Below are 21966 nucleotides of genomic sequence, written 5' to 3'. Positions count from 1 at the left end.
ACTTATTCGGTGACGTCGACGCCGTCAAACCGATGAATGCCGAGCGGGTCCATAACGAAGCCCGACACCTTCTTGTTCATCGGCATGAAGACCTTGGAGTGGGCGATGGTCAGCCACGGAGCCTCACGCTTGAACACCACCTGAGCTTCCTCGTAGATCTTGGTGCGCTCGGCGACGTCCGTCGTCGCCTTGCCTTTTTTCAGCAGGGCTTCGAATTCCTGGTTGCACCAGATCGCATAATTGGACTGGCCGATGGCATCGCAACCGAGCAGGAAAAAGAAGTTGTCCGGATCGCCATTGTCACCGGTCCAGCCCAGTTGGAAGGCGCCATCGCGATCCTTAGCCTTGCCGCGCTGGCGATACTCGGTCCATTCGTAACTGACGATCTCCGCCTTGACCCCGACGGCGGCATAGTCGGCCTGGATCAACTCGGCGACGCGCTGGGCGTTCGGGTTGTAGGGGCGGCTGACCGGCATAGCCCAGATCTTCATCGACAGATCCTTGACGCCTGCATCGGCCAACATCTTCTTGGCCGCCTCCGGATCATAGGGATCGTCCTTGATGTCCTTGTTATAGGACCACATGGTCGGCGGGATCGGGTTGATGGCCGGCGCACCGGCGCCCTGATAGACCGCGTCGATGATCGCCTTCTTGTTTACCGCCATGTTGAGGGCCTTGCGGACCTCGACCTTGTCGAAGGGCGGCTGCGTCGTGTTGTAAGCCATGTAGCCGATGTTCAGGCCTTCCTGCTCGTCGACCTTGAGGTTCGCGTCGGCCTGCAGTCCGGCAATGTCGGCCGGCGCCGGGTATGACATGATATCGCATTCGCCCGCCTTCAGCTTCTGCGCGCGCACGGCGGGGTCGGGCGTGATGGCGAAGATCAGATCATCGATCTTCTGGCGGCCGCCATAGTAGCCGTCCCATGCTGCATAGCGCACGACCGCATCGACCTGATAGTCGACGAACTGGAACGGACCAGTGCCGACCGGCTTCTGGGTGAACTGCTGCCTGGTGCCGGCCTTGTCGAGCTGGTCGGCATATTCCTTGGAAACGATCGAGGCGAAATCCATGCCGAGGTCCGGCAGGAACGCGACTTCAGGCTTGTTCAGCACGAATTTCACCGTCAGGTCGTCGACCTTGACGATTTCCTTCAGGAGATCGGGGAAGCCCATGCCGGTGAAATATTCCCAGCCGGTGCCTTCCAGATAGCTGTACCACGGGCTTTCTTTCTTCCACTGGCGTTCGAAGGAAAAGATCACGTCGTCGGCGTTGAGGTCGCGCGTCGGCGTGAAATAATCGGTCGTCTGGAATTTCACACCCGGGCGAAGCTTGAAGGTGTATTCGAGACCGTCGTCGGAAACCGTCCAGCTCTCGGCCAGGCCGGGCGAGATGGTGGTCTTGCCATGCTCGAACTCGACCAGGCGCGAATAGATGGTGCGCGACGAGGCATCGAAGTCGTTGCCGCCGCTCCATGGCGACGGGTCGAAGCCGGCCGGCGAAGCCTCCGAGCAATAGACCAGTTGTTTTGCATTGGCCACGCCGCCGAGGACGCTTGCAGCCAGCAACGCGGCTGCAAAAGTCAGTTTCTTTTTCATTGAGCACTCCCTGATGTTCTTCCAAGCCCCTCTGTCAGGCTCGCGAAGGCCGCATATAAGCACCGTTTTTCTAGCTTTGGAACTGCTTGTTTGCCTAACCCACGGGAAGCAGAAAAAATTTTCGGCACGCGGCAAATTGTGGAAAAAACGAGCCGAATCCGCAGATCACGACATTATTAGCGACTTCAATTTTTTGTTGATCGGTAATGCCGCCGATTGGGGGAATCGAGCCGTTCGGTTCAAGAGATGCGCGTCCGAAAACCGGTCGCGGCCAAGAGGTTTGACGGCAAGTCTTACCGCACTCCAGGTGGCGAGGCTTGCACGGCCGCCGCTTGTGGCAATACATAGATAGATGGGCAGCGTGCCGGATTTTCCCAGGTTCCGGATATTGCGGCAAGCGGTGGGATATCTTTGTTGATCAGGGCGGTGGTGGCGCGCAAGCATGCCGAAACAATAAGAACGATTGAGGGAGCGACAGGTGGCAAAACCGGCAAAGACAACCAACGCGGCGAAAGCAAAGGCCGAGGCAACATCGAAAGCGGTCAAGTCAAAAGCGGCCGCCGCCAAGCCGACGGCTACCGCGAAGGCAAGCGCGAAGCCGGCGGCGAAGACCACGGCTGGAACGGCTGCTAAAGCGGCAACCGGCAAGACTGCGCCTGCTGCAAAATCTGCCGCCAAGCGGGCGGCGAAGGCAGTGCCGACAGCGCCACGACCGCCGGCAGGTCCGGCCAAGAGATTACCGAGGGCGATCACCGCACTGGCCGCTGGCCTGCCTGAAAAACCGTGGCTCCAGAGTTACCCAAAGATCGTGCCGGCCGAGATTGGCGACCTGCCCTCCAGCTCGATCGGCGACTTTCTCGTCGCCGTGTGCAAGCAGTTTGCGAATCGGCCGGCCTTCGTCTGCATGGGCAAATCGATCACCTATGCCGACCTCGAGCGACAGTCGGCCGCCTTCGGCGCCTATCTGCAATCAACGGGGCTGCAGAAGGGCGCGCGCGTCGCCCTGATGATGCCGAATGTGCTGCAATATCCGGTGGCGATTATGGCAGTGCTTCGCGCCGGCTATGTCGTGGTCAACATCAATCCGCTCTACACGCCGCGCGAGCTGGAGCACCAGCTCAAGGATTCCGGCGCTCAAGCCATTGTCATCCTCGAAAATTTTGCCTGCACCCTGCAGGCGGTGATCGCCAGGACCGCGGTCAAGCATGTCGTGGTCGCCTCGATGGGCGACATGCTCGGCGGGCTCAAGGGAACGATCGTCAACTTCGTTGTACGCCGCGTCAAGAAGATGGTGCCGGCATGGTCGCTGCCCGGCCATGTCAAGTTCAACGCCGCGCTGAAGGCCGGCACCGGCATTGCCTTCAGGCCCGCAAAGGTCGCGGCCGACGACATCGCCTTCCTGCAATACACGGGCGGCACGACCGGCATCTCCAAGGGCGCGATGCTTTTGCACAGCAACATTTTGGCGAACGTCGCGCAGAACGCGCTGTGGGCCGAAGACGCTTTTACCGTCAAGCCGAAGCCGGCGCATCTGAACTTCCTCTGCGCGTTGCCGCTCTATCACATTTTTGCGCTGACGGCGAACGTGCTGGTAGGCATGCAGCAAGGCGCGCAGAATGTCCTCATCACCAATCCGCGCGACATTCCCGGCTTCGTCAAGGAGCTGCAGAAATACCCGATCCACATCTTTCCGGGCCTCAACACGCTGTTCAATGCGCTGCTTAATAATGAGGATTTTCGCAAGCTCGATTTCAAGCCGCTGATCCTGACGCTGGGTGGCGGCATGCCAGTGCAGAGGGCCATCGCCGAACGCTGGAAGGCGCTGACCGGCTGCCCGATCAGCGAGGCCTACGGGCTCACCGAGACCTCGCCGGGGACAACCATCAACAAATTCAGCGACGGCGTTTACACCGGCACGATCGGCCTGCCGCTGCCCTCGACCGAGATCGCCATCCGCGACGACGACGGCAACAATTTGCCGCTCGGCGAAGTCGGCGAAATCTGCATCCGCGGACCGCAGGTGATGGCCGGCTACTGGAACCGGCCGGACGAGACCGCCAAGGTGATGACCGAGGACGGCTTCTTCAAATCGGGCGACATGGGCTTCATGGACGAGCTTGGCTACACCAAGATCGTCGACCGCAAGAAGGACATGATCCTGGTTTCCGGCTTCAACGTCTATCCGAACGAACTCGAGGAAGTGGTGGCGCAGCATCCAGGCGTACTCGAAGTGGCGGCGATCGGCGTGCCGGACGAGCATTCGGGTGAAGTGCCGAAGCTGTTCGTCGTCAAGAAGGACCCGGCACTGACCGCCGACATGCTGACGGCTTATTGCCGCGAGAACCTGACCGGCTACAAGCGTCCCAGGTATATTGAGTTCCGCACCGAGCTGCCGAAGACACCGGTCGGCAAGATCCTGCGACGGGCGTTGCGGGGCTAGGCGCAGCTTGAGCGATTGCATCGCCGGCGCCAACGCCGTGAGTATAGGTTCGCGCCCGGACCCGGCAGAGTTCATCCGGGCGAACATGCGGATCGCCCCCGTGCCCGCGCTTCCCGAAATTCGGCTTTACACCGCCCATCCGGGAAGCGGGCTCAGGCGGCTTCTCGAATGGAACCAACATGCGACCGAAGAAGACGGACCTGAACCGGAGCCACCGTACTGGGCCTATGTCTGGGCCGGCGGCGCGGTGCTCGCCCGCTACATATTCGACCGGCCGGAGACCGTGGCCGGCCGTCGCGTGCTCGACCTCGGCGCCGGTTCGGGTCTCGTCGGCATTGCAGCGGCAAAAGCCGGGGCAAGCGCGGTCGTCGCGGCCGAGATCGATCGCAATGGTGTGGTTGCGCTCGGCCTCAACGCGACTGCGAACGGCGTCGCTATCATGATCATTGGCGAAGACATCACCAGCGGTCCGCCGCCGCCGGTGGATGTCGTGGTGGTCGGCGACCTGTTTTACGCCCATGATCTTGCCGGCCGGGCCCTTTCTTTCCTCGACCGCTGCCTTGCAGCCGGCATCGCCGTGCTGATCGGCGATCCGGGCCGCGCCTATCTGCCCCGCTCGCGGCTTCGCCTGCTGGCCGAATACGAGGTGCCGGATGTCGGCGAAGGCAGGAATGCGGCGATGAAACCGAGCGGCGTGTTCTCGTTCGGACCAGCTAGCTGCGAGTCTAGACTGTCTCGCTGACCCGCGCCGCAAGAAAATCGGGCAGATCGGCCACCGAATCCAGGATGACGTCGGCGATCTGGGACAGCGATTCACGTGTGCCGGTGCCGGACAGCACGCCAATCGCCAGGCCGCAGCCACCGGCGCGCGCCATCTCCAGATCGTGACGATTGTCGCCGACCATTGCGATCGTCGCCGGCCTGAGCCCTGTCAGATCCGAAAAGGCAAGGATCGTATCCGGCGCCGGTTTTGGATTGGCCACCGCGTCGTAACCATAGGCGGCTTCGAAAAGCTGCGCGACGCCCAGCGTGACCAAGGTTTTTTCCGCGCCGCTGGTCGAGTCGTTGGTGGCGACGCCAAGCCGGTAGGATTTTCTGTGAAGCAGCCCAAGCGTCTCGACCACACCCGGCAGCGCCACGGCCATCGCCGATCCTTGCGCCGAAGTGATGGCATTGAAACGGGCGACGGCAAGCATCTGGTCCTCGTCGGACAGCCGCGGAAACCACAGCTCGACGACGTCCATGTTGGTGCCGGAGGCAAAAATTGAATCCGGCTTGAAGCGCTTGTTGGCGAAGTCGAAGCCTGCCGCCGCAAGCAGCCTGTCTGCCCTCCAGCGATCGCCTTCGGCCGCATCCATCGCCATGAAGTCGGCGATGCCCAGCCATGTCGCGTTGAAATCCACGAGCGTGCCGTCCTTGTCGAACAATATTCCCTTGATGTCCGCCAAGCTTTTCACTCCAGGCCGCGCAAGCGGTGAATGTATTCCACCAGTCCGGCAGTCGAGGCATCCCGCTTTGCGGCGTTCTCCTTGCCTTCAACGACGGGCAGCAGCCCGGTCGCCAGTTCCTTGCCGAGTTCGACGCCCCACTGGTCGAAGGAGTTGATGTTGAACAGCGTGCCTTCGACGAAGACGCGGTGTTCGTAAAACGCAATCAGCCGTCCGAACGTGTGGGGGTCGAGTTTCCTGTAGAGGATCGTCACTGAGGGGCGGTCGCCGGAGAAGACACGGTGCGGAGCAATCCTGTCGACATCGGCCGGCTTCATGCCTTTCGCCAGCATCTGCGCTCGGGCTTCCTCAAGCGTGCGGCCCTTCATGAAGGCTTCCGACTGCGCCAGGCAATTGGCAAGCAGAAGGTCGTGGTGATGCTTCAGTTCCGGCTCGTGGCCGACGGCAGCGGCAAGGAATTCGACCGGAACGAAATCGGTGCCCTGATGCAGAAGTTGGAAGAAGGCATGCTGGCCATTGGTGCCGGGCTCGCCCCAGACCAGCGGGCCGGTCGGCGTCGTTACAGCGCCGCCATCCAGGGTGACGCTCTTGCCGTTCGATTCCATGTCGAGCTGCTGCAGATAGGCCGGCAGCCTGGACAGACGCTGATCGTAGGGGATGACGGCGCGAGCGGGGTATTTGCAGATCACGCGGTGCCACCAGCCAATCAGCCCCATCAGCGCCGGCAGGTTCTTCGCCAGCGGCGCGGTGCGGAAATGCTCGTCCATCTCATGGGCGCCGTCGAGAAAGGCGCGAAAATCCTTCGGGCCGATGGCGATCATCACCGGCAGACCGATCGCACCCCAGACGGAATAGCGGCCGCCGACCCAGTCCCAGAAGCCGAAGACGCGATCGGGCGCGATGCCGAATTTGGCGACCAGGTCGAGCGCCGTCGAGACGGCGGCGAAATGCTTGCCTACCGCTTCCTTGCCGAGCGCCTTCTCGACCCATCTGCGCGCGGTTTCGGCATTGGTCATCGTCTCGACCGTAGTGAAGGTCTTGGAGGCGATGATGAACAGGGTGGTTTCGGCGGAAAGACCCTTCAGCGTGTCGTGGATATGGGCACCGTCGATATTGGATACGTAATGCGCGCGCGGCCCGTCATGATAGGGCGCCAGCGCCAGCGTCGCCATGGCCGGGCCGAGATCGGAGCCGCCGATGCCGATGTTGACGATGTCGGTGATTTTCTTGCCGGTCGCGCCGGCCGCCTTGCCGGAACGCACCGCGTCGGCGAAGGCACCCATCGCGTCGAGTACGGCAAGGACTTCCGCCTTCACGTCCTGGCCGTCGAGCACGATGCCCTTGCCGGTCAGGTTGCGCAGCGCCGTGTGCAGCACGGCACGGCCTTCAGTGACGTTGATCTTCTTGCCGGCAAACATCGCGTCGCGCCGGCCTTCGAGGTCAGCGGCCTCAGCCAGCTTCTCCAGCAACTCCATCGTCCGCGCATCAACTGCGCATTTCGACCAGTCGAGCAGCAGGTCGCCGTCACTGGCGGAGAATTTCTCGAAGCGCTGCGGATCGGCAGCGAAAGCCTCGCGCATCGAGCCCGATTTGGCCGCACGATGATCGCGCAATGCGTCGAGCTGCTTTTGAAAGGACGATTGATCCACTGCTTCGCTCCGGTCTCTTGAGATGCATCTTATCAGGCCGGATGTTTCCGGCGCGTGTCGTCGCGGCAAACTATCGGGTCGAAATCCATCTGTTTCAATGCGCAGCGATGCCGCAGCGCAGCGTGGGCCGGCTCAAAGGATCACTGGCATAAATCCCAGCGATCAGAAAAATTGATTGGCGCAACACCTTGTGCCACCGGTACATTCGACTGGTCCAGCCAAGTGAAAAAAGCTGGCCATCGAGGAACATCTCCCATGCCACAGCGAAACGACACGGCCATATGGTCCGGCCTGTTCCGGATTTCGGCGGAATCCGGTCAGACCCTGCAGGCGCAGATCCGCCAGGCGATCGTCGCCGCCATCCTCGACCGGCAGATCGCGGCTTCCATGCCGCTTCCGTCCTGCCGGATTCTTGCCGAAAAACTCGGCGTGGCGCGCGGCACCGTGGTGCTGGCCTTCCAGCAGCTGGTCGACCAGGGCTTCCTGGTGGCGCGCGAGCGCCGCGGCCATTTCGTCAATCCCGAAGTGCTGGCGACGCCGGCCAAGCCGCATCAGAAGGCGCCCGACCAGGCCAACGAGATCGACTGGAAGGCGCGTCGGCAGATCGCGGCGAGCGACATGCCGCCGCCGGCCAAGCACGACAACTGGATCAAGTCGTCATACCCCTTCGTCTATGGCCAATTCGACCCGGCGCTGTTCCCGACCGCCGAATGGCGCGAGTGCAACCGCATGGCGTTGGCGGTGCTCGAAATCCGCAACTGGGCATCCGACATGGTCGACCGCGACGATCCGCTCCTGATCGAGCAGATCCAGGCACGGCTGCTGCCGCGACGCGGCATCTTCGCCAATCCGGACGAGATCATCGTGACGTTGGGCGCCCAGAACGCGCTTTACATGCTGGCGACGCTGTTGATGACCAAGGGCTCCAAGGTGGCGATGGAGGACCCGGGCTATCCCGATGCACGTTCGATCTTCCGGCTGGCCGGCGCCGAGATCCAGCCGGTTCCGGTCGACCACTCCGGCATCGTAACCTCGGCCATTCCCAATGAATCCGGTTTCGTCTTCGTCACGCCCAGCCACCATTGCCCGACCATGGTGCCGCTGTCGGCAGAGCGGCGGCAGGAGCTTTTGGCGCGCGCCAACCGGCACAACCAGATCATCATCGAGGACGGATATGACAGCCAGCTCCTGGACGAGGCGCCGCAGCAGGCGCTGAAGAGCCTCGATCGCTCCGGCCGCGTCGTCTATGTCGGCTCGATGTCGAAGACGCTGGCTCCCGGCCTCAGGCTCGGCTACATCGTCGCCTCGGCCGGGCTGATCTCCGAGCTTCGGGCGCTCCGCCGCTTCATGCTGCGCCATCCGCCGGCGAACAACCAGCGCGCCGTCGCATTGTTCCTGTCGCTCGGCCATCACGAGGCGCTGGTGCGGCGGCTGTCGAGCGCCTTCGACGAGAGGCGCAAGCGTCTGGTCCATGCGATTTCCGCCTTCCTGCCGGAGTGGCGCTCGACCGATTCGGCCGGCGGCACGTCGCTCTGGCTCGAGGGGCCGCGCGGCACCGATTCGCGCGGGCTGGCGGAGGCCGCGGCCTCGCGCAGCGTCATCATCGAGCCTGGCGACCGCTTCTTCGACCGCACCGAAAAGCCATCGCGTTTCATGCGCTTGGGCATTTCCTCGATCGCGTTGCAGCACATCGAACCCGGCATCCGCGAACTGGCGACGGCAGCCGGACGCAGGCCGGCAGCGGCCTGATCTCCCTTCCCCGACCGGAGCCTGGCGCATGTAGTGCGGCTCCGGTTCTTTAGCTCCTTGGCATATGCGACGGGACCGGCTGGCACATAGGCTGTGCCAATGCCGGCGGCATAGTCGCTGTATAGAGGGGACGAAGCAGGCCGATGGTGGACCAACCGCCGCGCCCGCTCCGCAGCTAAAGTTGGAGTGCCTTCATGCCAATGGCCCATGAGAAGCAGGACGTGTCCGCAGACCAGCGTTCGCGGCGGTCCGGCGGGCGCGAGGCGCGCCGCGCCATGCGGGCGGCACCGCTTGCCGACGACGTCAAGCCGGTGCGTGCCGGCCTCGAAGGCGGAAGCTACAGCCCGCTCAGCGGCAGCGATTGCGAACGTATCCACGAGGCCGTGCTTACCCTTCTGGAGACGGTCGGCTTCGCCAACGCCATCCCCTCCTGCATCGAGGCGCTGACCAAAGCCGGCGCGACCTTCAGTGAGGACGGCCGCCTGCGCTTTCCTCGCGGCCTTGTGCTCGACACCATCAAGAACGCGGCGCGGCATTTCACCCTCCACGGCCAGGATCCGAAGCACGACATGGTGATCCAGGGCAAGCGTGTGCACTACGGCACGGCCGGTGCTGCGGTGCATCTTGTCGATGTCGAAAAGCGTGAGTATCGCGAGTCGCTGCTGCAGGACATTTACGATGCCGCGCGCCTGGTCGAAGGGCTCGACAACATCCATTTCTTCCAGCGGCCGATGGTGCCGCGCGACATTCCCGACCCGCTCGATATGGATTTCAACACGCTCTACGCCTGCGTCATGGGCACGTCGAAGCATGTCGGCACCTCGTTTACCGTGCGTGAGAACGTCAAGCCGGCGCTCGACATGCTCTATGCGATCGCGGGCGGCGAAGAGAATTTTCGCGCGCGGCCTTTCGTCTCCAATTCGAACTGCTTCGTCGTGCCGCCGATGAAGTTTGCCGAGGACGCCTGTGGCGTTCTCGAAGCCTGCGTCGAGGGCGGCATTCCGATCCTGCTGCTGTCGGCAGGACAGGCGGGTGCGACGGCACCGGCGGCGATTGCCGGCGCCGTGGTGCAGGCGGTCGCCGAAGTGCTCGTCGGCCTCATCTACGTCAACGCCATCAAGCCAGGCCATCCGGCGATTTTCGGTACCTGGCCGTTTGTCTCGGATCTCCGGACCGGCGCCATGTCGGGCGGTTCGGCCGAGCAGGCGGTGCTGACCGCGGCCTGCGCGCAGATGGCGCAATTTTACGACCTGCCGGGCGGTTCGGCCGCCGGCATGACAGATTCGAAACTGCCTGATATTCAGTCCGGCTACGAAAAGGGCATAACCGACGTGATGGCCGGTCTTGCCGGCCTCAACCTGGTTTACGAATCGGCCGGCATGCACGCCTCGCTGCTCGGCTTTTGCCTTGAGAGCCTGATCATCGACAACGACATGCTCGGCCACTGCCTGCGCTGCGTGCGCGGCATCGAAGTGACGGACGAGTCGCTGTCGATCGACACGATTGCCGATGTCTGCCTGAAAGGCCCGGGCCATTATCTCGGCAACGAGCAGACGCTGCGGCTGATGCAGACCGAATATTTCTATCCGGCCGTCGGCGACCGCTTTTCGCCGAAGGAATGGAATGAGAAAGGCAGGCCCGATATCCTGCAGCGGGCGATCATCGAGAAGAAACGCGTGCTTGCCGAACGCTTCCCGCGCCATGTGCCAAAGCCGGTCGACGACAAATTGCGCGCCCGCTTCGGCGATATGATCAAGCTGCCGCGCGGCAGAATGGGCGGCTGAGCGTTACCCGCTCGCCGCCAGCAACAAGACACCGGCCAGCGCCGATCCGGCAAGCGTCGGCAGCATACCGATCTTCAGCTTCAGAATGGCGATCATCGAGGCACAGGAAAGCAGCGCCGCGCGCCAGTCTATCGATGAAAGCACCGGCACGTCCATTCCAAGCCCGACATTGCGCACTTCGCCGAAGATGACGTGCAAGCCGAACCATAGAGCGAGATTCATGATGACGCCGACGACGGCGGCGGTGATCGCACCGAGCGCCGCCGACAGCGCCTTGTTGCCGCGCAGCGCTTCGATGTAAGGCGCCCCAAGGAATATCCATAGGAAACATGGGGTAAACGTCGCCCACAGCGTGAACAGCCCGCCAAACAGTCCGGCAAGCAGCGGCGCCAGCAAGCCCGGCTGGCGGAACGCGGCAACGAAGCCGACGAACTGCAAGACCAGGATGAGCGGACCCGGCGTGGTTTCGGCAAGTCCGAGGCCGTCGACCATTTCACCGGGTGCCAGCCAGCCGAAGTACTCGACCGCTGCCTGCGCGACATAGGCAAGGGCTGCGTAGGCGCCGCCGAAGGTGACGACCGCCATGACACTGAAGAAGCCACCGATTTGAGTCCAAACGCTGGCAGGGCCGGTGAAAGCCCAGACCAGCAGAACAGGCCCCAGCCAGATCGGCAGCCAGATCGCCAAAGTGCGCGGCGCGTGCCATCGTGTCGGCCTGACGTGGGTCAGTTCACCGCGCTCGAACATCAGATCGACCACGCCCGTTATGTCGGGAACATCGCCCTTGCCATGCGAGGCGCCGGAAAAAACTGCCGGCGCACTACGGTTGCCGATCCAGCCTGCCAGCCCGGCAAGCAGCACGATCAGCGGAAACGGCACGTTCAACGCGTAGATGGCGATGAAGGCGGCGAGTGCGATCGACACCATGACCGGGTTTTTCAGCGCGCGTCTGCCAATCCGGATCACCGCCTCGATGACAATGGCGAGCACGGTCGCCTTGACCCCGAAAAACAGCGCCGCGACGAGCGGTACATCGCCATAGAGCGCATAGAGGCTGCTCAGGACGAGCATGACAAGCGCGCCCGGCACGACGAAGAGAATGCCGGCAACAAGGCCGCCGGCCGTTTTGTGCAGCAACCAGCCGATATAGATGGCGAGTTGCTGGGCCTCGGGGCCAGGCAGCAGCATGCAGTAGTTCAACGCATGCAGAAAGCGCTGTTCGCCGATCCAGCGCCGTTCCTCGACCAGTTCCTTGTGCATGAGCGCGATCTGCCCGGCCGGGCCGCCAAAGCTGAGCACGCCGATTTTTGCCCAGACCTTCACGGCCTGCCGGAAGCTCGGCACAGCGGGCTCCTGAATCTCCGCCGGCTTTTTCGAAAGGACGGCGCTCACGATGGTTTGCCTGTGCCGAGACTGACTGCGCCGGCGACCGGCCAGTTATGCGTCTCCTCGGTGGCATCGCGGCACCAGCGGAAGAACGCATCGTAAAGCAGCATGCCGGCCTCGAGCTGCTCCAGATCGTCGCGAAACATCCGTGACAGGCCAAGCGAGGCGGCCAGGAACCCGGCCGCCTGTGGAACAAGATCGAGGCTCGCAGTATCGGCAGCGCGTATGATCGTGGCCAGGCGATCGAGCGCTTCGGATTTGAGCCCGAACTCCTCGATCATGGTGTCGAAGGTGCAGCGTTCGCCGCGGTGGCTCCAGAACACGTTCTCGATGTCGAAGGGGATGGCCTGAAAGCGATCGGCGACGGCCGCCACTTCGGCCGGCTCGACGAAGAGAAAGACCGCGTGAGGATCGATGAAGCGCCGGATCAGCCAGGGGCAGGCGATGCGGTCGATCTTCGGGCGCGTACGCGTCACCCAAACGGTGCGGCCCTTGGCATCGGCGGGCGGTATCTTGTCGGCGTGAACGAGAAGGCCCTTGGCATCGCGCCACGCTTCAAACCCGCCATCGAGCGATTCGGCGGCAACGCCCTCCTGCCGTAGCCATGCGGCCACGCCTTGCGAGAGCTTTTTTCCCTGTTGGCAGACAACTGTCACTTGCCTGCCGGCGAAGTCGGCAGCCCAGTTCGAGACACTCCTGAAATCACGACGATCCGACCCCGGCAGCAGGCGCGGATCGGCGTTGTAGTCATCATCGATGCGGACGTCGATGATTGCGGGTGCACCCGGCAGCCCAATCAGACGGGACAGTTGCGATACAGTGATAGCGGTTGTTGACGGCATGGCGTCCACCTCCTTGAAAGAGAAGCTTGGACGCGAACGTTGGGCTGACGCCTCACGGGGTCGTCGCGATGCACCCCTTGCGATGATCGTGGATTTGTCACGCCCGCTTGTCAAGCATTGCCGTTCTCGCGGGAGCAATCGCTGTTGACAAATGACCGCGTCCAACCCTGTGCCGGGCATTTCTGCCCATTAACGGCAGGCTATCGCAGGTGGAAAGCCGAGGCTTTCGCTCTACGATGTACCCCCACCCCTACCCCTCCTGGCGCTGACCTCGGCAAATTGCCTGCACCGGCGGCTGGCTCGTGCGACGGACCCTGGTCAGTGATTGTCCCTCGGCACGCCGCTTGTATGAGCCACATCCTGGTATTTCACCGCCGGCTTCAGCACCATTCCTTCGGAAAACTGGTCGACCATGCCGCGCTGGATTTCCTGCCAGGGCGTCTGGTGCTTCGGATACTGATAGCCGCCATTGTTTTGCAGCTCGGCGCGGCGCCGCGTGATCTCGTCGTCGCTGACGAGGATGTCGGCGGTGCCCTTGCGCAGGTCGATGCGGACGCGGTCGCCGGTCTTCAGCAGCGCCAGGCCGCCGCCGATGGCGGCTTCCGGCGAGGCGTTGAGGATCGATGGCGAGCCCGACGTGCCCGACTGGCGACCGTCGCCGATACAGGCCAGCGCGTGGATGCCCTTTTTGATCAGATAGGCAGGCGGCTGCATGTTGACGACTTCGGCGCCGCCGGGATAGCCGATCGGGCCGGCGCCGCGCATGAACAGGATGGTGTGCTCGTCGATGCCCTGTGCCGGGTCGTCGATGCGGGCGTGATAGTCCTCGGGGCCGTCGAAGACCATGGCGTTGCCCTCGAAGGCTTCGGGGTCCTTCGGGTTCGACAGATAGCGCTCGCGGAATTCGGGCGAGATGCCGCTGGTCTTCATGATCGCCGAATCGAACAGATTGCCCTTGAGATTGATGAAGCCGGCATTGGCTTTCAGCGGCTCGGCAACCGTGCGGATGACGTCGAGGTTCTCGTTGACGGCGCCGCTGCAATTGTCGCCGATGGTCTTGCCGTTAGCTGTCATGGCTTCCGGATAGGGCAGCAGGCCGCCCTTCATCAGTTCGGCGACCACGGCCGGCACGCCGCCGGCATGGTGATAGTCCTCGCCGAGATATTCGCCCGTCGGCTGCAGATTGACGATGAGCGGTATGTTGAGGCCGACCTTCTGCCAATCGTCATTGTCGAGCGAAACGCCGAGATGGCGGGCGATGGCGTTGAGGTGGATCGGCGCATTGGTCGAGCCGCCGATCGCCGAGTTGACGACGATGGCGTTCTCGAAGGCCTTACGGGTCATGATGTCGGAGGGCTTCAGATCCTCATGCACCATGTCGACGATGCGCTTTCCGGTCTCGTAGGCGATCTGGCCGCGCTCGCGATAGGGGGCGGGGATAGCGGCCGAGCCCGGCAATTGCATGCCGAGCGCCTCGGCCAGCGAATTCATCGTGGTGGCGGTACCCATCGTGTTGCAATAGCCGGTCGACGGCGCCGAGGAGGCAACGATATCCATGAACTCGTCATAGCCAATCTCGCCGGCCGACAGGCGCTGGCGCGATTCCCAGACGATGGTGCCGGAGCCGGTGCGCTTGCCCTTGTGCCAGCCGTTGAGCATCGGGCCGACCGAAAGCGCGATAGCCGGAATGTTGACGGTGGCCGCGGCCATCAGCATGGCCGGCGTCGTCTTGTCGCAGCCGATGGTGAGCACCACGCCGTCGAGCGGATAGCCGTAAAGCACCTCTACCAGGCTGAGATAGCCAAGGTTGCGGTCAAGTGCAGCAGTCGGCCGCTTGCCGGTCTCCTGGATCGGGTGGCAAGGGAACTCGAAAGGGATGCCACCCATCGAGACGATGCCTTCGCGCACGCGCTTGGCCAGTTCGATGTGATGGCGGTTGCAGGGCGACAGGTCGGAGCCGGTCTGGGCGATGCCGATCAGCGGCTTGCCGGACATCAGTTCGGCCCGCGTCAGCCCGTAATTCAGGTAGCGCTCCAGATAGAGTGCCGTCATGCCCGGATTGTCGGGATTGTCGAACCACTCCTGCGAGCGAAATTTTTTCTTGTGGGTGGGGGCGCCTGCCATCGTGGTCTCCGTATTTGTATGACAAATCGATATGACAACGCGCGGGAGCAGGCAAGGGGCACGCGCCATCCGAATCCGCTCTTTGGTACGAAAGACATACATCTGCCTCCGCGCTAGACGGGATCGTGGTTTGTCAGCCCGCTATCCCGGAGAGTTGGAGCGCGTCGCCGCGGACCCTACCTGACCCTTCCGGCCACCTTCCCCCTCAAGAGGCCCACTTGGGGGAGGGACATCCGCATCACTCGAACACGATGCTCGGCACTGCAGCCTCGGCCGCGCCGCGCTCTTCATTGACGCGGTCCCAGACCCTGGCGGCGATGTCGCGATAGATTTTCGCCTCAGCGCCATCCGGCTTGGAGACCACCACCGGCGTGCCGGCATCGGAGCTTTCGCGGATGCCCATCTCGAGCGGCACTTCGCCAAGGAAGGTGACGCCGAGACGCTCGGCCTCGCGGCGCGCGCCGCCATGGCCGAAGATGTCGTAGCGTTTTCCCGTATCGGGGGCGAGAAAATAGCTCATGTTTTCGACGATACCCAATAGCGGCACGTCGACCTTTCTGAACATGTTGAGGCCTTTGCGCGCATCGATCAGGGCCAGGTCCTGTGGCGTCGAGACGATGACGGCGCCGGCCAGCGGCACCTGTTGGGCCATGGTCAGCTGGGCGTCGCCGGTGCCGGGCGGCATGTCGACGACGAGCACATCAAGCGGTCCCCACTCGACCTCGCGCAGCATCTGCGTCAATGCCGACATCACCATCGGCCCGCGCCAGATCATCGGCGTCTCCTCATCGACGAGGAAGCCCATCGACATGACCTTGAGGCCATAATTCTGCATCGGCTTCAGGATCTTGCCGTCGACGGTCTGCGGCCTGCCACGAATGTTGAGCAGACGCGGCATGGAAGGGCCATAAATGTCGGCATCGAGCACCCCGACCCGCAGCCCGTTGGCGGCAAGCCCAAGGGCGATATTGACGGCGGTGGTCGACTTGCCGACGCCGCCCTTGCCGGAAGCGACGGCGATGATCGCTTCGATGCCGGGTACGCCGCGCTTGCCCTGGCTGTGCGAGGCGGGCGCCTGCGGCGCGGGACGCGCAGGTGCGGCCGGCGGAGCGGGCCTCTGAGCCGGTCTTTGCGGAACCGGCGCCTCCATGCCGCCGCCCTTCTTTTCCGCCGTCAGCGCGACCACGGCGCCGGCAACACCGGGGATCGCCTTGACGACACGTTCGGCCGCCGCACGCAGCGGTTCCATCTCCTGGGCACGGGCAGCGGGAACGGTGATCGAAAAGAACACCTTGGCATCGGCAATGAAAATCTCGGAAACCAGGCCGAGGTCGACGATATTGCCGGTGAAATCCGGCCCATTGACCGTCTTCAGGCGCTCGATAACGATTTCCTTGGTCACGTTTTCATTGGCGGCGGGCATGAGTTTTTCCTCTACTTTTCCGCTCCAGATAATGCAGTTCCGGAACAGAACCAAGCGATGGACCACCAATTGCAGCGGCGTATCGGGGAGGCAGCGAGCATATGACGGCATTTCCAGTGGGAGCAGCCGTCGCCAAATCGGCAACGCAGCCTATTTCATGAGCATGGAATGACAGCCAGGGAAGGAGACGAATCATGCTCGCAAACAGCAACGCGACGGCCAATCTCGCCGTGAAGGACCTGGCCAAGGCCAGGGCATTCTACGAAGGGGTCCTTGGCCTGAAAGAGGTGCACAATGAAGGTGGCGAACTGATCGTCTATAAAAGCGGCGACACCAGCATCAACGTCTACCGTTCGAACTTCGCTGGGACCAACAAGGCGACGGCTGTGACATGGACGGTCGGCGACGAACTCGGCAAGATCGTTGAGGCATTGAAATCGAAGGGCGTGACCTTCGAGCATTACGACATGCCAGGCCTGACGCTGGAGGGCGATGTTCATGTCGGTCAGGGCATGAAGGTCGCATGGTTCAAGGATCCGGACGGCAACATCCTGAACCTTGTGGATAGGTAGATACGGCGCATCGCCTGCCGCGCAGTGCTACGGTGCTGTCACCATGCCAGGCCGACCGCGAGGTAGGTGAGAGCCGCGATCGCCGCGGTTGCCGGCAGGGTGACGATCCATGCCACCACGATGTTACCGGCAATGCCCCAGCGAACGGCGGAGACGCGGCGGGCGGCGCCGACGCCGATGATGGCGCCGGTGATCGTGTGCGTGGTCGATACAGGAATACCGAGCCAGGTGGCGGCGAACAGGGTGATCGCTCCGCCGGTCTCGGCGCAGAAACCCTGCATCGGGTTCAGCCGGGTGATCTTCGAGCCCATGGTGTGGACGATGCGCCAGCCGCCGAGCAACGTGCCCAGCGCCAGCGCCGACTGACAGGTGATGACGACCCACAGCGGCACGTAAAAATTCGCGCCGAGCATGCCTTGCGAATAGAGCAGCACGGCGATGATGCCCATAGTCTTCTGCGCGTCGTTGCCGCCATGGCCGAGCGAATAGAGCGAGGCGGAAAAGAACTGCATGACGCGGAAGGTGCTGTCGACGGCGAACGGCGTCCGCCGCACGAACAGCCAGGAGACCGCGAGGATCAGGACGAGCGCCAGCAGAAAACCTGCCGCCGGCGATAGCACGATGGCCGCCGTCGTTTTGCCCAACCCGGTCCAGACGATGGCACCGGTGCCTGCCTTGGCAACGCCGGCGCCGACCAAACCGCCGATCAGCGCGTGCGAGCTGCTGGACGGAATTCCGACGAGCCAGGTGACGATATTCCAGACGATGGCGCCGACAAGTGCTGCGAAGACCACTGCCGGCGTGACGATGCTGGCGTCGATGATGCCGGTTCCGAGCGTCTCCGCTACGTGGAGACCGAAGAACATGAAGGCGATGAAATTGAAGAAGGCCGCCCAGAACACCGCATAATGCGGCCGCAGCACCCGGGTGGAGACGATGGTGGCGATAGAGTTGGCGGCATCGTGCAGGCCGTTGAGGAAATCGAAGAACAGCGCGACGACGACAAGGCCGACCAGCACCGGAAAGGCTATCGCGGCTTCCACTATACGTTCTCGATGACGATGCCGCTGATTTCGTTGGCGACGTCCTCGAAGCGGTCGACCACCTTTTCCAGCTGGCCGTAGATCTCGCTGCCGATCAGATAGGCCATCGGATCGCTGCGGCCATGCCGCTTGAACAGGTCCTTCAGGCCCTGTTCGTGCAGGTCGTCGGCCCGGCCTTCGGCGCGCATGACTTCCTCGGCGATGGCGTTGAGGCGCACCGTATGCGCCCCGACCTTGCCGAGCAGCGGGATCGCCTCGGCCACCAACTTGGCGGCCTCGACGATGACGCCCCCCATTTCCTGCATCAGCGGGTCGAATTCCTTCTTTTCGAACAGCTTTACCGTCTTGACGGTCTTGTGCATCATGTCGATGGCATCATCCATCGACTGGATCAGGTCCTTGATGTCGCCACGGTCGAAGGGCGTGATGAAGGAGCGGCGCACGGCCAGCAGCACTTCCGCGGTGATCTGATCGGCTTCGTCCTCGAGATCGATGATCGTCTGACACCAGCGGTCGATGTCGTTGCCCTGCAAAAGCTGCTGCAGTGCCTCGGCGCCACCGACCACGGTGCGGGAATGCCGCTCGAACAGGTCGAAGAAGCGATCTTCGCGCGGCAAAAGCTTGCGGAACCAGCCCAGCATGTTCGATCTCCCGTCGTGTCCAGTCCACGACCCCCGTCTCATCCACATAGCGCCGCATTCCATCGCGGGAAACAGTAAGCCGGCTGAAAGATGTGGATGCGGGCGATTTACACAGGCGGCTTGCGGCCGAAGGCGATTTCCACGACGTTGCGCGCTACAATCGGACACAGCGTCCGTGACAGGCTCCCGACGGCATGATCGACAAGCTGGAATTCTTCATAGCACTTGCCAGGGAAGAACATTTCGGTCGGGCGGCGGAGGTGTGCGGCGTCACCCAACCGACGCTTTCGGCCGGCATCAAGCAGCTGGAAGGCCAGCTCGGCGTGATGCTGGTGCTGCGCGGCTCGCGCTTCCAGGGATTGACGCCGGAAGGCAAGCAGGTGTTGGTGTGGGCGCGCCGCATCGTCGGCGACAGCAGGACCATGCGCGAGGAGATGCGGGCGGCACGCCACGGCCTGTCAGGGCGCATCCGCATCGCCGCGATCCCGACGGCGCTGGCCATGGTGGCGCGACTGACGACGCCGTTTCGGGCAAAGCACCCCGGCGTCACCTTCTCGGTGCTGTCGCGGACCTCGATCGAGGTGCTGTCGCTGCTCGGCAATTTCGACATCGACGCCGGCGTCACCTATCTCGACAACGAGCCGCTCGGACGCGTCACCAGCGTGCCGCTCTACGACGAGCGCTACCAACTGATCACCGCCGTCGGGAACCCCTATTCCGACCGCGACAAAGTGACATGGGCGGAACTCAGCCAGCTGCCGCTCTGCCTGCTGACGCCGGACATGCAGAACCGCCGCATCATCGACCAGCATCTGGCCGAAGCCGGCGTGCAGGTGCGGCCGACATTGGAATCCAACTCGATGATCGTGCTGTTTTCGCATATCCGCACCGGCAAATGGTCGTCGATCATGCCGCTTAACCTCTCGGAAACCTTCGGTTTTTCCGAGCCAATCCGGGCGATCCCGATCGTCGAGCCCGACGCAAGCCACACGGTCGGGCTGGTGGCGGCGCGGCGCGAACCGCACACGCCGCTCGTCTCGGCGCTGTTGGACGAGGCAATGGCGCTGGCGGACGATTTCCGCGGCCGCCGCTAGGCTAGACAATGCTGGTGACTGCGAACGATAGAAAATTTCTATCGAGCAACGGATCGGCTTTATTGATTTAGCGGGTTTCCTCTGATTTCCTAAGCACTTAGCGGAAGACCGCCACGACCAGGGAGGGCGCTGCATGACGATGCAGCCTGCAAGTACCGAGATCGCATCGCGCACCGCGGCGATCATCCACGAGCTGAAAGGCCTCGAAGGCCCGCTGCTGCCGATCCTGCACGGCATCCAGGAAGAGTTCGGTTATGTGCCGCAGGACGCGCTTCCGGTCATCGCCGAGGCGCTGAACATCTCCAGGGCCGAGGTGCACGGCGTCGTGACCTTCTATCACGATTATCGCAGCCAGCCGGCTGGCCGCCATGTGCTGAAGCTCTGCCAGGCGGAAGCCTGCCAGTCGATGGGTTCGGATGCGATCGCCGCCAAGCTCAAATCATTGCTGGGCATCGGCTTCCACGAGACAACCCGTGACGGTTCGGTGACGCTGGAGCCGGTCTATTGCCTCGGCCTTTGCGCCTGCTCACCGTCGGCGATGCTGGACGGGGAGGTGATCGGTCGGCTCGACGACGAAAAGCTCAACGAGATCGTTGCCGAGGTGCGCTCATGATCCCGCGTATCTATATTCCCGGCGATTCCGGCGCGCTGGCGCTCGGCGCGGAAAAGGTCGCCAAGGCGATTCGGGCGGAACTGGCCGAGCGCGGCATCGAGGCCAAGATCGTGCGCAACGGCTCGCGCGGCGCCTATTTCCTCGAGCCGATGGTCGAAGTGGCAACAGCTAGTGGCCGCGTCGCCTATGGGCCGGTGAAGCCCTCCGACGTCAAAAGCCTGTTCGACTGCGGCTTTCTCACCGGCGGCCACCACAAGCGCTGGCTGGGCGCACCGGACAAGATCCCGTTCCTTGCCAGGCAGACGCGGCTGACCTTTGCGCGCTGCGGCGTCACCGATCCGCTGTCGCTCGATCACTACAAGGCGCATGGCGGGCTGAAGGGCCTGCAGAATGCAGTGGCGATGACGCCGGCCGAGGTCGTCAAGCAGGTGACCGAGTCCGGGCTGCGCGGTCGTGGCGGCGCCGGCTTCCCGACTGGCATCAAATGGAAAACTGTGCTCGATACGTCGGCCGACCGCAAATACATCGTCTGCAATGCCGATGAAGGCGATTCCGGCACGTTCGCCGACCGCATGATCATGGAAGGCGACCCCTTCGTGCTGATCGAAGGCATGGCGATCGCCGGCATCGCCACCGGCGCGACCAAGGGCTTTATCTATATCCGCTCCGAATATCCGCACGCGGTGGCGGTGATGCAGAAGGCCGTCGAGATCGCCCGCAAGGCCGGCGTGCTCGGCGTCAATGTGCTCGGCTCGGCCAATTCATTCGACATGGAAGTGCGCGTCGGCGCCGGCGCCTATGTTTGCGGCGAGGAAACCGCCCTGCTCGACAGCCTCGAAGGCAAGCGCGGACAGGTGCGGGCCAAGCCGCCGCTGCCGGCGCACAAGGGCCTGTTCGGCAAGCCGACAGTGATCAACAACGTCATCTCGCTGGCCTCGGTGCCGGTGATCATGGACAAGGGCGCCGCCTTCTACAAGGATTTCGGCATGGGCCGTTCACGCGGCACCATCCCGATCCAGATTGCCGGCAACGTCAAGTATCCCGGTCTCTACGAGGCGGCGTTCGGCATGACGCTGGGCGAGATCGTCGACGATATCGGCGGCGGCACGGCGACGGGACGCCCGGTCAAAGCGGTGCAGGTGGGTGGCCCGCTCGGCGCCTATTTCCCGCGCGCGCTGTTCGACACGCCGTTCGACTACGAAGCGTTTGCCGCCAAGGACGGGCTGATCGGCCATGCCGGCATCGTCGTTTTCGACGACAGCGCCGACATGCTGAAGCAGGCACGCTTTGCCATGGAATTCTGCGCCATCGAGAGCTGCGGCAAGTGCACGCCGTGCCGCATCGGCTCGACGCGCGGTGTCGAGGTGCTGGACCGGCTCGCCCAGAACGTCGAACCGGAAAAGCAGATCGCGCTGGTCACCGACCTTTGCAACACGATGAAGTTCGGCTCGCTTTGCGCTCTCGGCGGCTTCACCCCATATCCAGTGATGAGTGCACTCAACCATTTCCCGGACGACTTTCGGCCGACGCCGGTCGCCGAAGCAGCGGAATAGGAGCGGACAG

At 63.1% G+C, this 21966-nt stretch carries 18 protein-coding genes; 8 read left to right on the top strand and 10 right to left on the bottom strand.

Translation table 11 applies throughout. The features are described 5' to 3' along the window. Positions 1–2: 2 nt before the first annotated feature. Positions 3–1595 (bottom strand): ABC transporter substrate-binding protein, encoded by a 1593-nt coding sequence (locus NKJ91_RS07695; protein ID WP_023676821.1) that lies wholly within the window; start codon positions 1593–1595, stop codon positions 3–5. A 165-nt stretch (positions 1596–1760) separates the two neighbouring features. After that, positions 1761–2243: a hypothetical protein gene (locus NKJ91_RS07690; RefSeq protein WP_352455058.1), complete on the bottom strand. Its 483-nt coding sequence runs from the start codon at positions 2241–2243 to the stop codon at positions 1761–1763. 46 nt (positions 2244–2289) lie between these two features. Here NKJ91_RS07690 and NKJ91_RS07685 point away from each other — a divergent pair, with 46 nt between their 5' ends. Together NKJ91_RS07685 and NKJ91_RS07680 are read left to right on the top strand one after the other, a co-directional pair. Beyond that, the gene (locus NKJ91_RS07685) at positions 2290–4035 is read left to right on the top strand and encodes a long-chain-fatty-acid--CoA ligase (RefSeq protein WP_352455057.1); all 1746 of its coding nucleotides are present in this window, start codon (positions 2290–2292) and stop codon (positions 4033–4035) included. 85 nt (positions 4036–4120) lie between these two features. Then, positions 4121–4777 carry a class I SAM-dependent methyltransferase gene (locus NKJ91_RS07680; protein ID WP_352455153.1) on the top strand — a complete coding sequence of 219 codons (657 nt, stop codon included), beginning with the start codon at positions 4121–4123 and terminating at the stop codon, positions 4775–4777. Here NKJ91_RS07680 and NKJ91_RS07675 read toward each other — a convergent pair. Both NKJ91_RS07675 and pgi read right to left on the bottom strand, forming a co-directional pair. After that, entirely contained in the window at positions 4761–5483 is a 723-nt protein-coding gene (locus tag NKJ91_RS07675; RefSeq protein WP_352455056.1) for an HAD family hydrolase, read from the bottom strand. The genes NKJ91_RS07680 and NKJ91_RS07675 overlap by 17 nt on opposite strands. 5 nt (positions 5484–5488) lie before the next feature. Then, positions 5489–7132, bottom strand: a complete 1644-nt coding sequence (pgi, locus tag NKJ91_RS07670; RefSeq protein ID WP_352455055.1) for a glucose-6-phosphate isomerase — start codon at positions 7130–7132, stop codon at positions 5489–5491. 255 nt (positions 7133–7387) lie between these two features. Here pgi and pdxR point away from each other — a divergent pair, with 255 nt between their 5' ends. Both pdxR and NKJ91_RS07660 read left to right on the top strand, forming a co-directional pair. Beyond that, positions 7388–8881 (top strand): MocR-like pyridoxine biosynthesis transcription factor PdxR, encoded by a 1494-nt coding sequence (gene pdxR / locus NKJ91_RS07665; protein ID WP_352455054.1) that lies wholly within the window; start codon positions 7388–7390, stop codon positions 8879–8881. Positions 8882–9075: 194 nt separating this feature from the next. Further along, positions 9076–10665 (top strand): trimethylamine methyltransferase family protein, encoded by a 1590-nt coding sequence (locus NKJ91_RS07660; protein WP_352455053.1) that lies wholly within the window; start codon positions 9076–9078, stop codon positions 10663–10665. Between the two features lie 3 nt (positions 10666–10668). Here the strand turns inward: NKJ91_RS07660 and chrA are convergent, their stop codons facing one another. The 4 genes from chrA to NKJ91_RS07640 all read right to left on the bottom strand — a co-directional run bounded on the left by chrA (position 10669) and on the right by NKJ91_RS07640 (position 16440). Beyond that, complete coding sequence (chrA, locus tag NKJ91_RS07655; protein ID WP_352455052.1) at positions 10669–12057, bottom strand: chromate efflux transporter; 1389 nt, start codon at positions 12055–12057, stop codon at positions 10669–10671. Continuing rightward, the gene (locus tag NKJ91_RS07650) at positions 12054–12893 is read right to left on the bottom strand and encodes a chromate resistance protein ChrB domain-containing protein (RefSeq protein WP_352448529.1); all 840 of its coding nucleotides are present in this window, start codon (positions 12891–12893) and stop codon (positions 12054–12056) included. The genes chrA and NKJ91_RS07650 overlap by 4 nt, the downstream gene beginning before the upstream one ends. Positions 12894–13211: 318 nt before the next feature. Then, a complete protein-coding gene (locus tag NKJ91_RS07645) occupies positions 13212–15017 on the bottom strand; it encodes an IlvD/Edd family dehydratase (protein ID WP_352455051.1) in 1806 nt (601 codons plus the stop codon). A gap of 238 nt (positions 15018–15255) precedes the next feature. Beyond that, positions 15256–16440, bottom strand: coding sequence for an Mrp/NBP35 family ATP-binding protein (locus NKJ91_RS07640; protein ID WP_352448527.1), 1185 nt, complete (start codon positions 16438–16440; stop codon positions 15256–15258). Positions 16441–16634: 194 nt separating this feature from the next. Between NKJ91_RS07640 and NKJ91_RS07635 the strand changes: the two genes are divergently transcribed. Next, complete coding sequence (locus tag NKJ91_RS07635; protein WP_352448526.1) at positions 16635–17012, top strand: VOC family protein; 378 nt, start codon at positions 16635–16637, stop codon at positions 17010–17012. 38 nt (positions 17013–17050) lie between these two features. Here the strand turns inward: NKJ91_RS07635 and NKJ91_RS07630 are convergent, their stop codons facing one another. Beyond that, positions 17051–18055 (bottom strand): inorganic phosphate transporter, encoded by a 1005-nt coding sequence (locus NKJ91_RS07630; protein WP_352448525.1) that lies wholly within the window; start codon positions 18053–18055, stop codon positions 17051–17053. Further along, entirely contained in the window at positions 18055–18696 is a 642-nt protein-coding gene (locus tag NKJ91_RS07625) for a DUF47 domain-containing protein (protein WP_023676807.1), read from the bottom strand. The genes NKJ91_RS07630 and NKJ91_RS07625 overlap by 1 nt, the downstream gene beginning before the upstream one ends. Before the next feature lie 194 nt (positions 18697–18890). Between NKJ91_RS07625 and NKJ91_RS07620 the strand changes: the two genes are divergently transcribed. The 3 genes from NKJ91_RS07620 (at position 18891) to NKJ91_RS07610 (ending at position 21956) form a co-directional block, all read left to right on the top strand. Beyond that, positions 18891–19790, top strand: coding sequence for a LysR family transcriptional regulator (locus NKJ91_RS07620; RefSeq protein WP_352448524.1), 900 nt, complete (start codon positions 18891–18893; stop codon positions 19788–19790). 133 nt (positions 19791–19923) lie between these two features. Beyond that, positions 19924–20403, top strand: a complete 480-nt coding sequence (locus NKJ91_RS07615) for a formate dehydrogenase subunit gamma (RefSeq protein WP_352448523.1) — start codon at positions 19924–19926, stop codon at positions 20401–20403. After that, positions 20400–21956, top strand: coding sequence for a formate dehydrogenase beta subunit (locus tag NKJ91_RS07610; protein WP_352448522.1), 1557 nt, complete (start codon positions 20400–20402; stop codon positions 21954–21956). The genes NKJ91_RS07615 and NKJ91_RS07610 overlap by 4 nt, the downstream gene beginning before the upstream one ends. Positions 21957–21966: the final 10 nt, after the last annotated feature.

The sequence above is a fragment of the Mesorhizobium sp. M0040 genome (assembly GCF_040323505.1).
Lineage (GTDB): Bacteria > Pseudomonadota > Alphaproteobacteria > Rhizobiales > Rhizobiaceae > Mesorhizobium.
Note: the sequence above shows the minus strand (reverse complement) of the source record. Positions and strands in the feature narration are given on the sequence as shown.

Bases quoted from the DNA above. Each gene is read 5' to 3' on its own strand.
- NKJ91_RS07650 (WP_352448529.1), bottom strand. From the start codon at position 12,893: ATGCCGTCAACAACCGCTATCACTGTATCGCAACTGTCCCGTCTGATT.
- pdxR (WP_352455054.1), top strand. From the start codon at position 7,388: ATGCCACAGCGAAACGACACGGCCATATGGTCCGGCCTGTTCCGGATT.
- NKJ91_RS07645 (WP_352455051.1), bottom strand. From the start codon at position 15,017: ATGGCAGGCGCCCCCACCCACAAGAAAAAATTTCGCTCGCAGGAGTGG.
- NKJ91_RS07640 (WP_352448527.1), bottom strand. From the start codon at position 16,440: ATGCCCGCCGCCAATGAAAACGTGACCAAGGAAATCGTTATCGAGCGC.
- NKJ91_RS07680 (WP_352455153.1), top strand. From the start codon at position 4,121: ATGCGGATCGCCCCCGTGCCCGCGCTTCCCGAAATTCGGCTTTACACC.
- NKJ91_RS07615 (WP_352448523.1), top strand. From the start codon at position 19,924: ATGACGATGCAGCCTGCAAGTACCGAGATCGCATCGCGCACCGCGGCG.
- NKJ91_RS07660 (WP_352455053.1), top strand. From the start codon at position 9,076: ATGCCAATGGCCCATGAGAAGCAGGACGTGTCCGCAGACCAGCGTTCG.
- NKJ91_RS07635 (WP_352448526.1), top strand. From the start codon at position 16,635: ATGCTCGCAAACAGCAACGCGACGGCCAATCTCGCCGTGAAGGACCTG.
- NKJ91_RS07695 (WP_023676821.1), bottom strand. From the start codon at position 1,595: ATGAAAAAGAAACTGACTTTTGCAGCCGCGTTGCTGGCTGCAAGCGTC.
- NKJ91_RS07620 (WP_352448524.1), top strand. From the start codon at position 18,891: ATGATCGACAAGCTGGAATTCTTCATAGCACTTGCCAGGGAAGAACAT.
- NKJ91_RS07625 (WP_023676807.1), bottom strand. From the start codon at position 18,696: ATGCTGGGCTGGTTCCGCAAGCTTTTGCCGCGCGAAGATCGCTTCTTC.
- NKJ91_RS07610 (WP_352448522.1), top strand. From the start codon at position 20,400: ATGATCCCGCGTATCTATATTCCCGGCGATTCCGGCGCGCTGGCGCTC.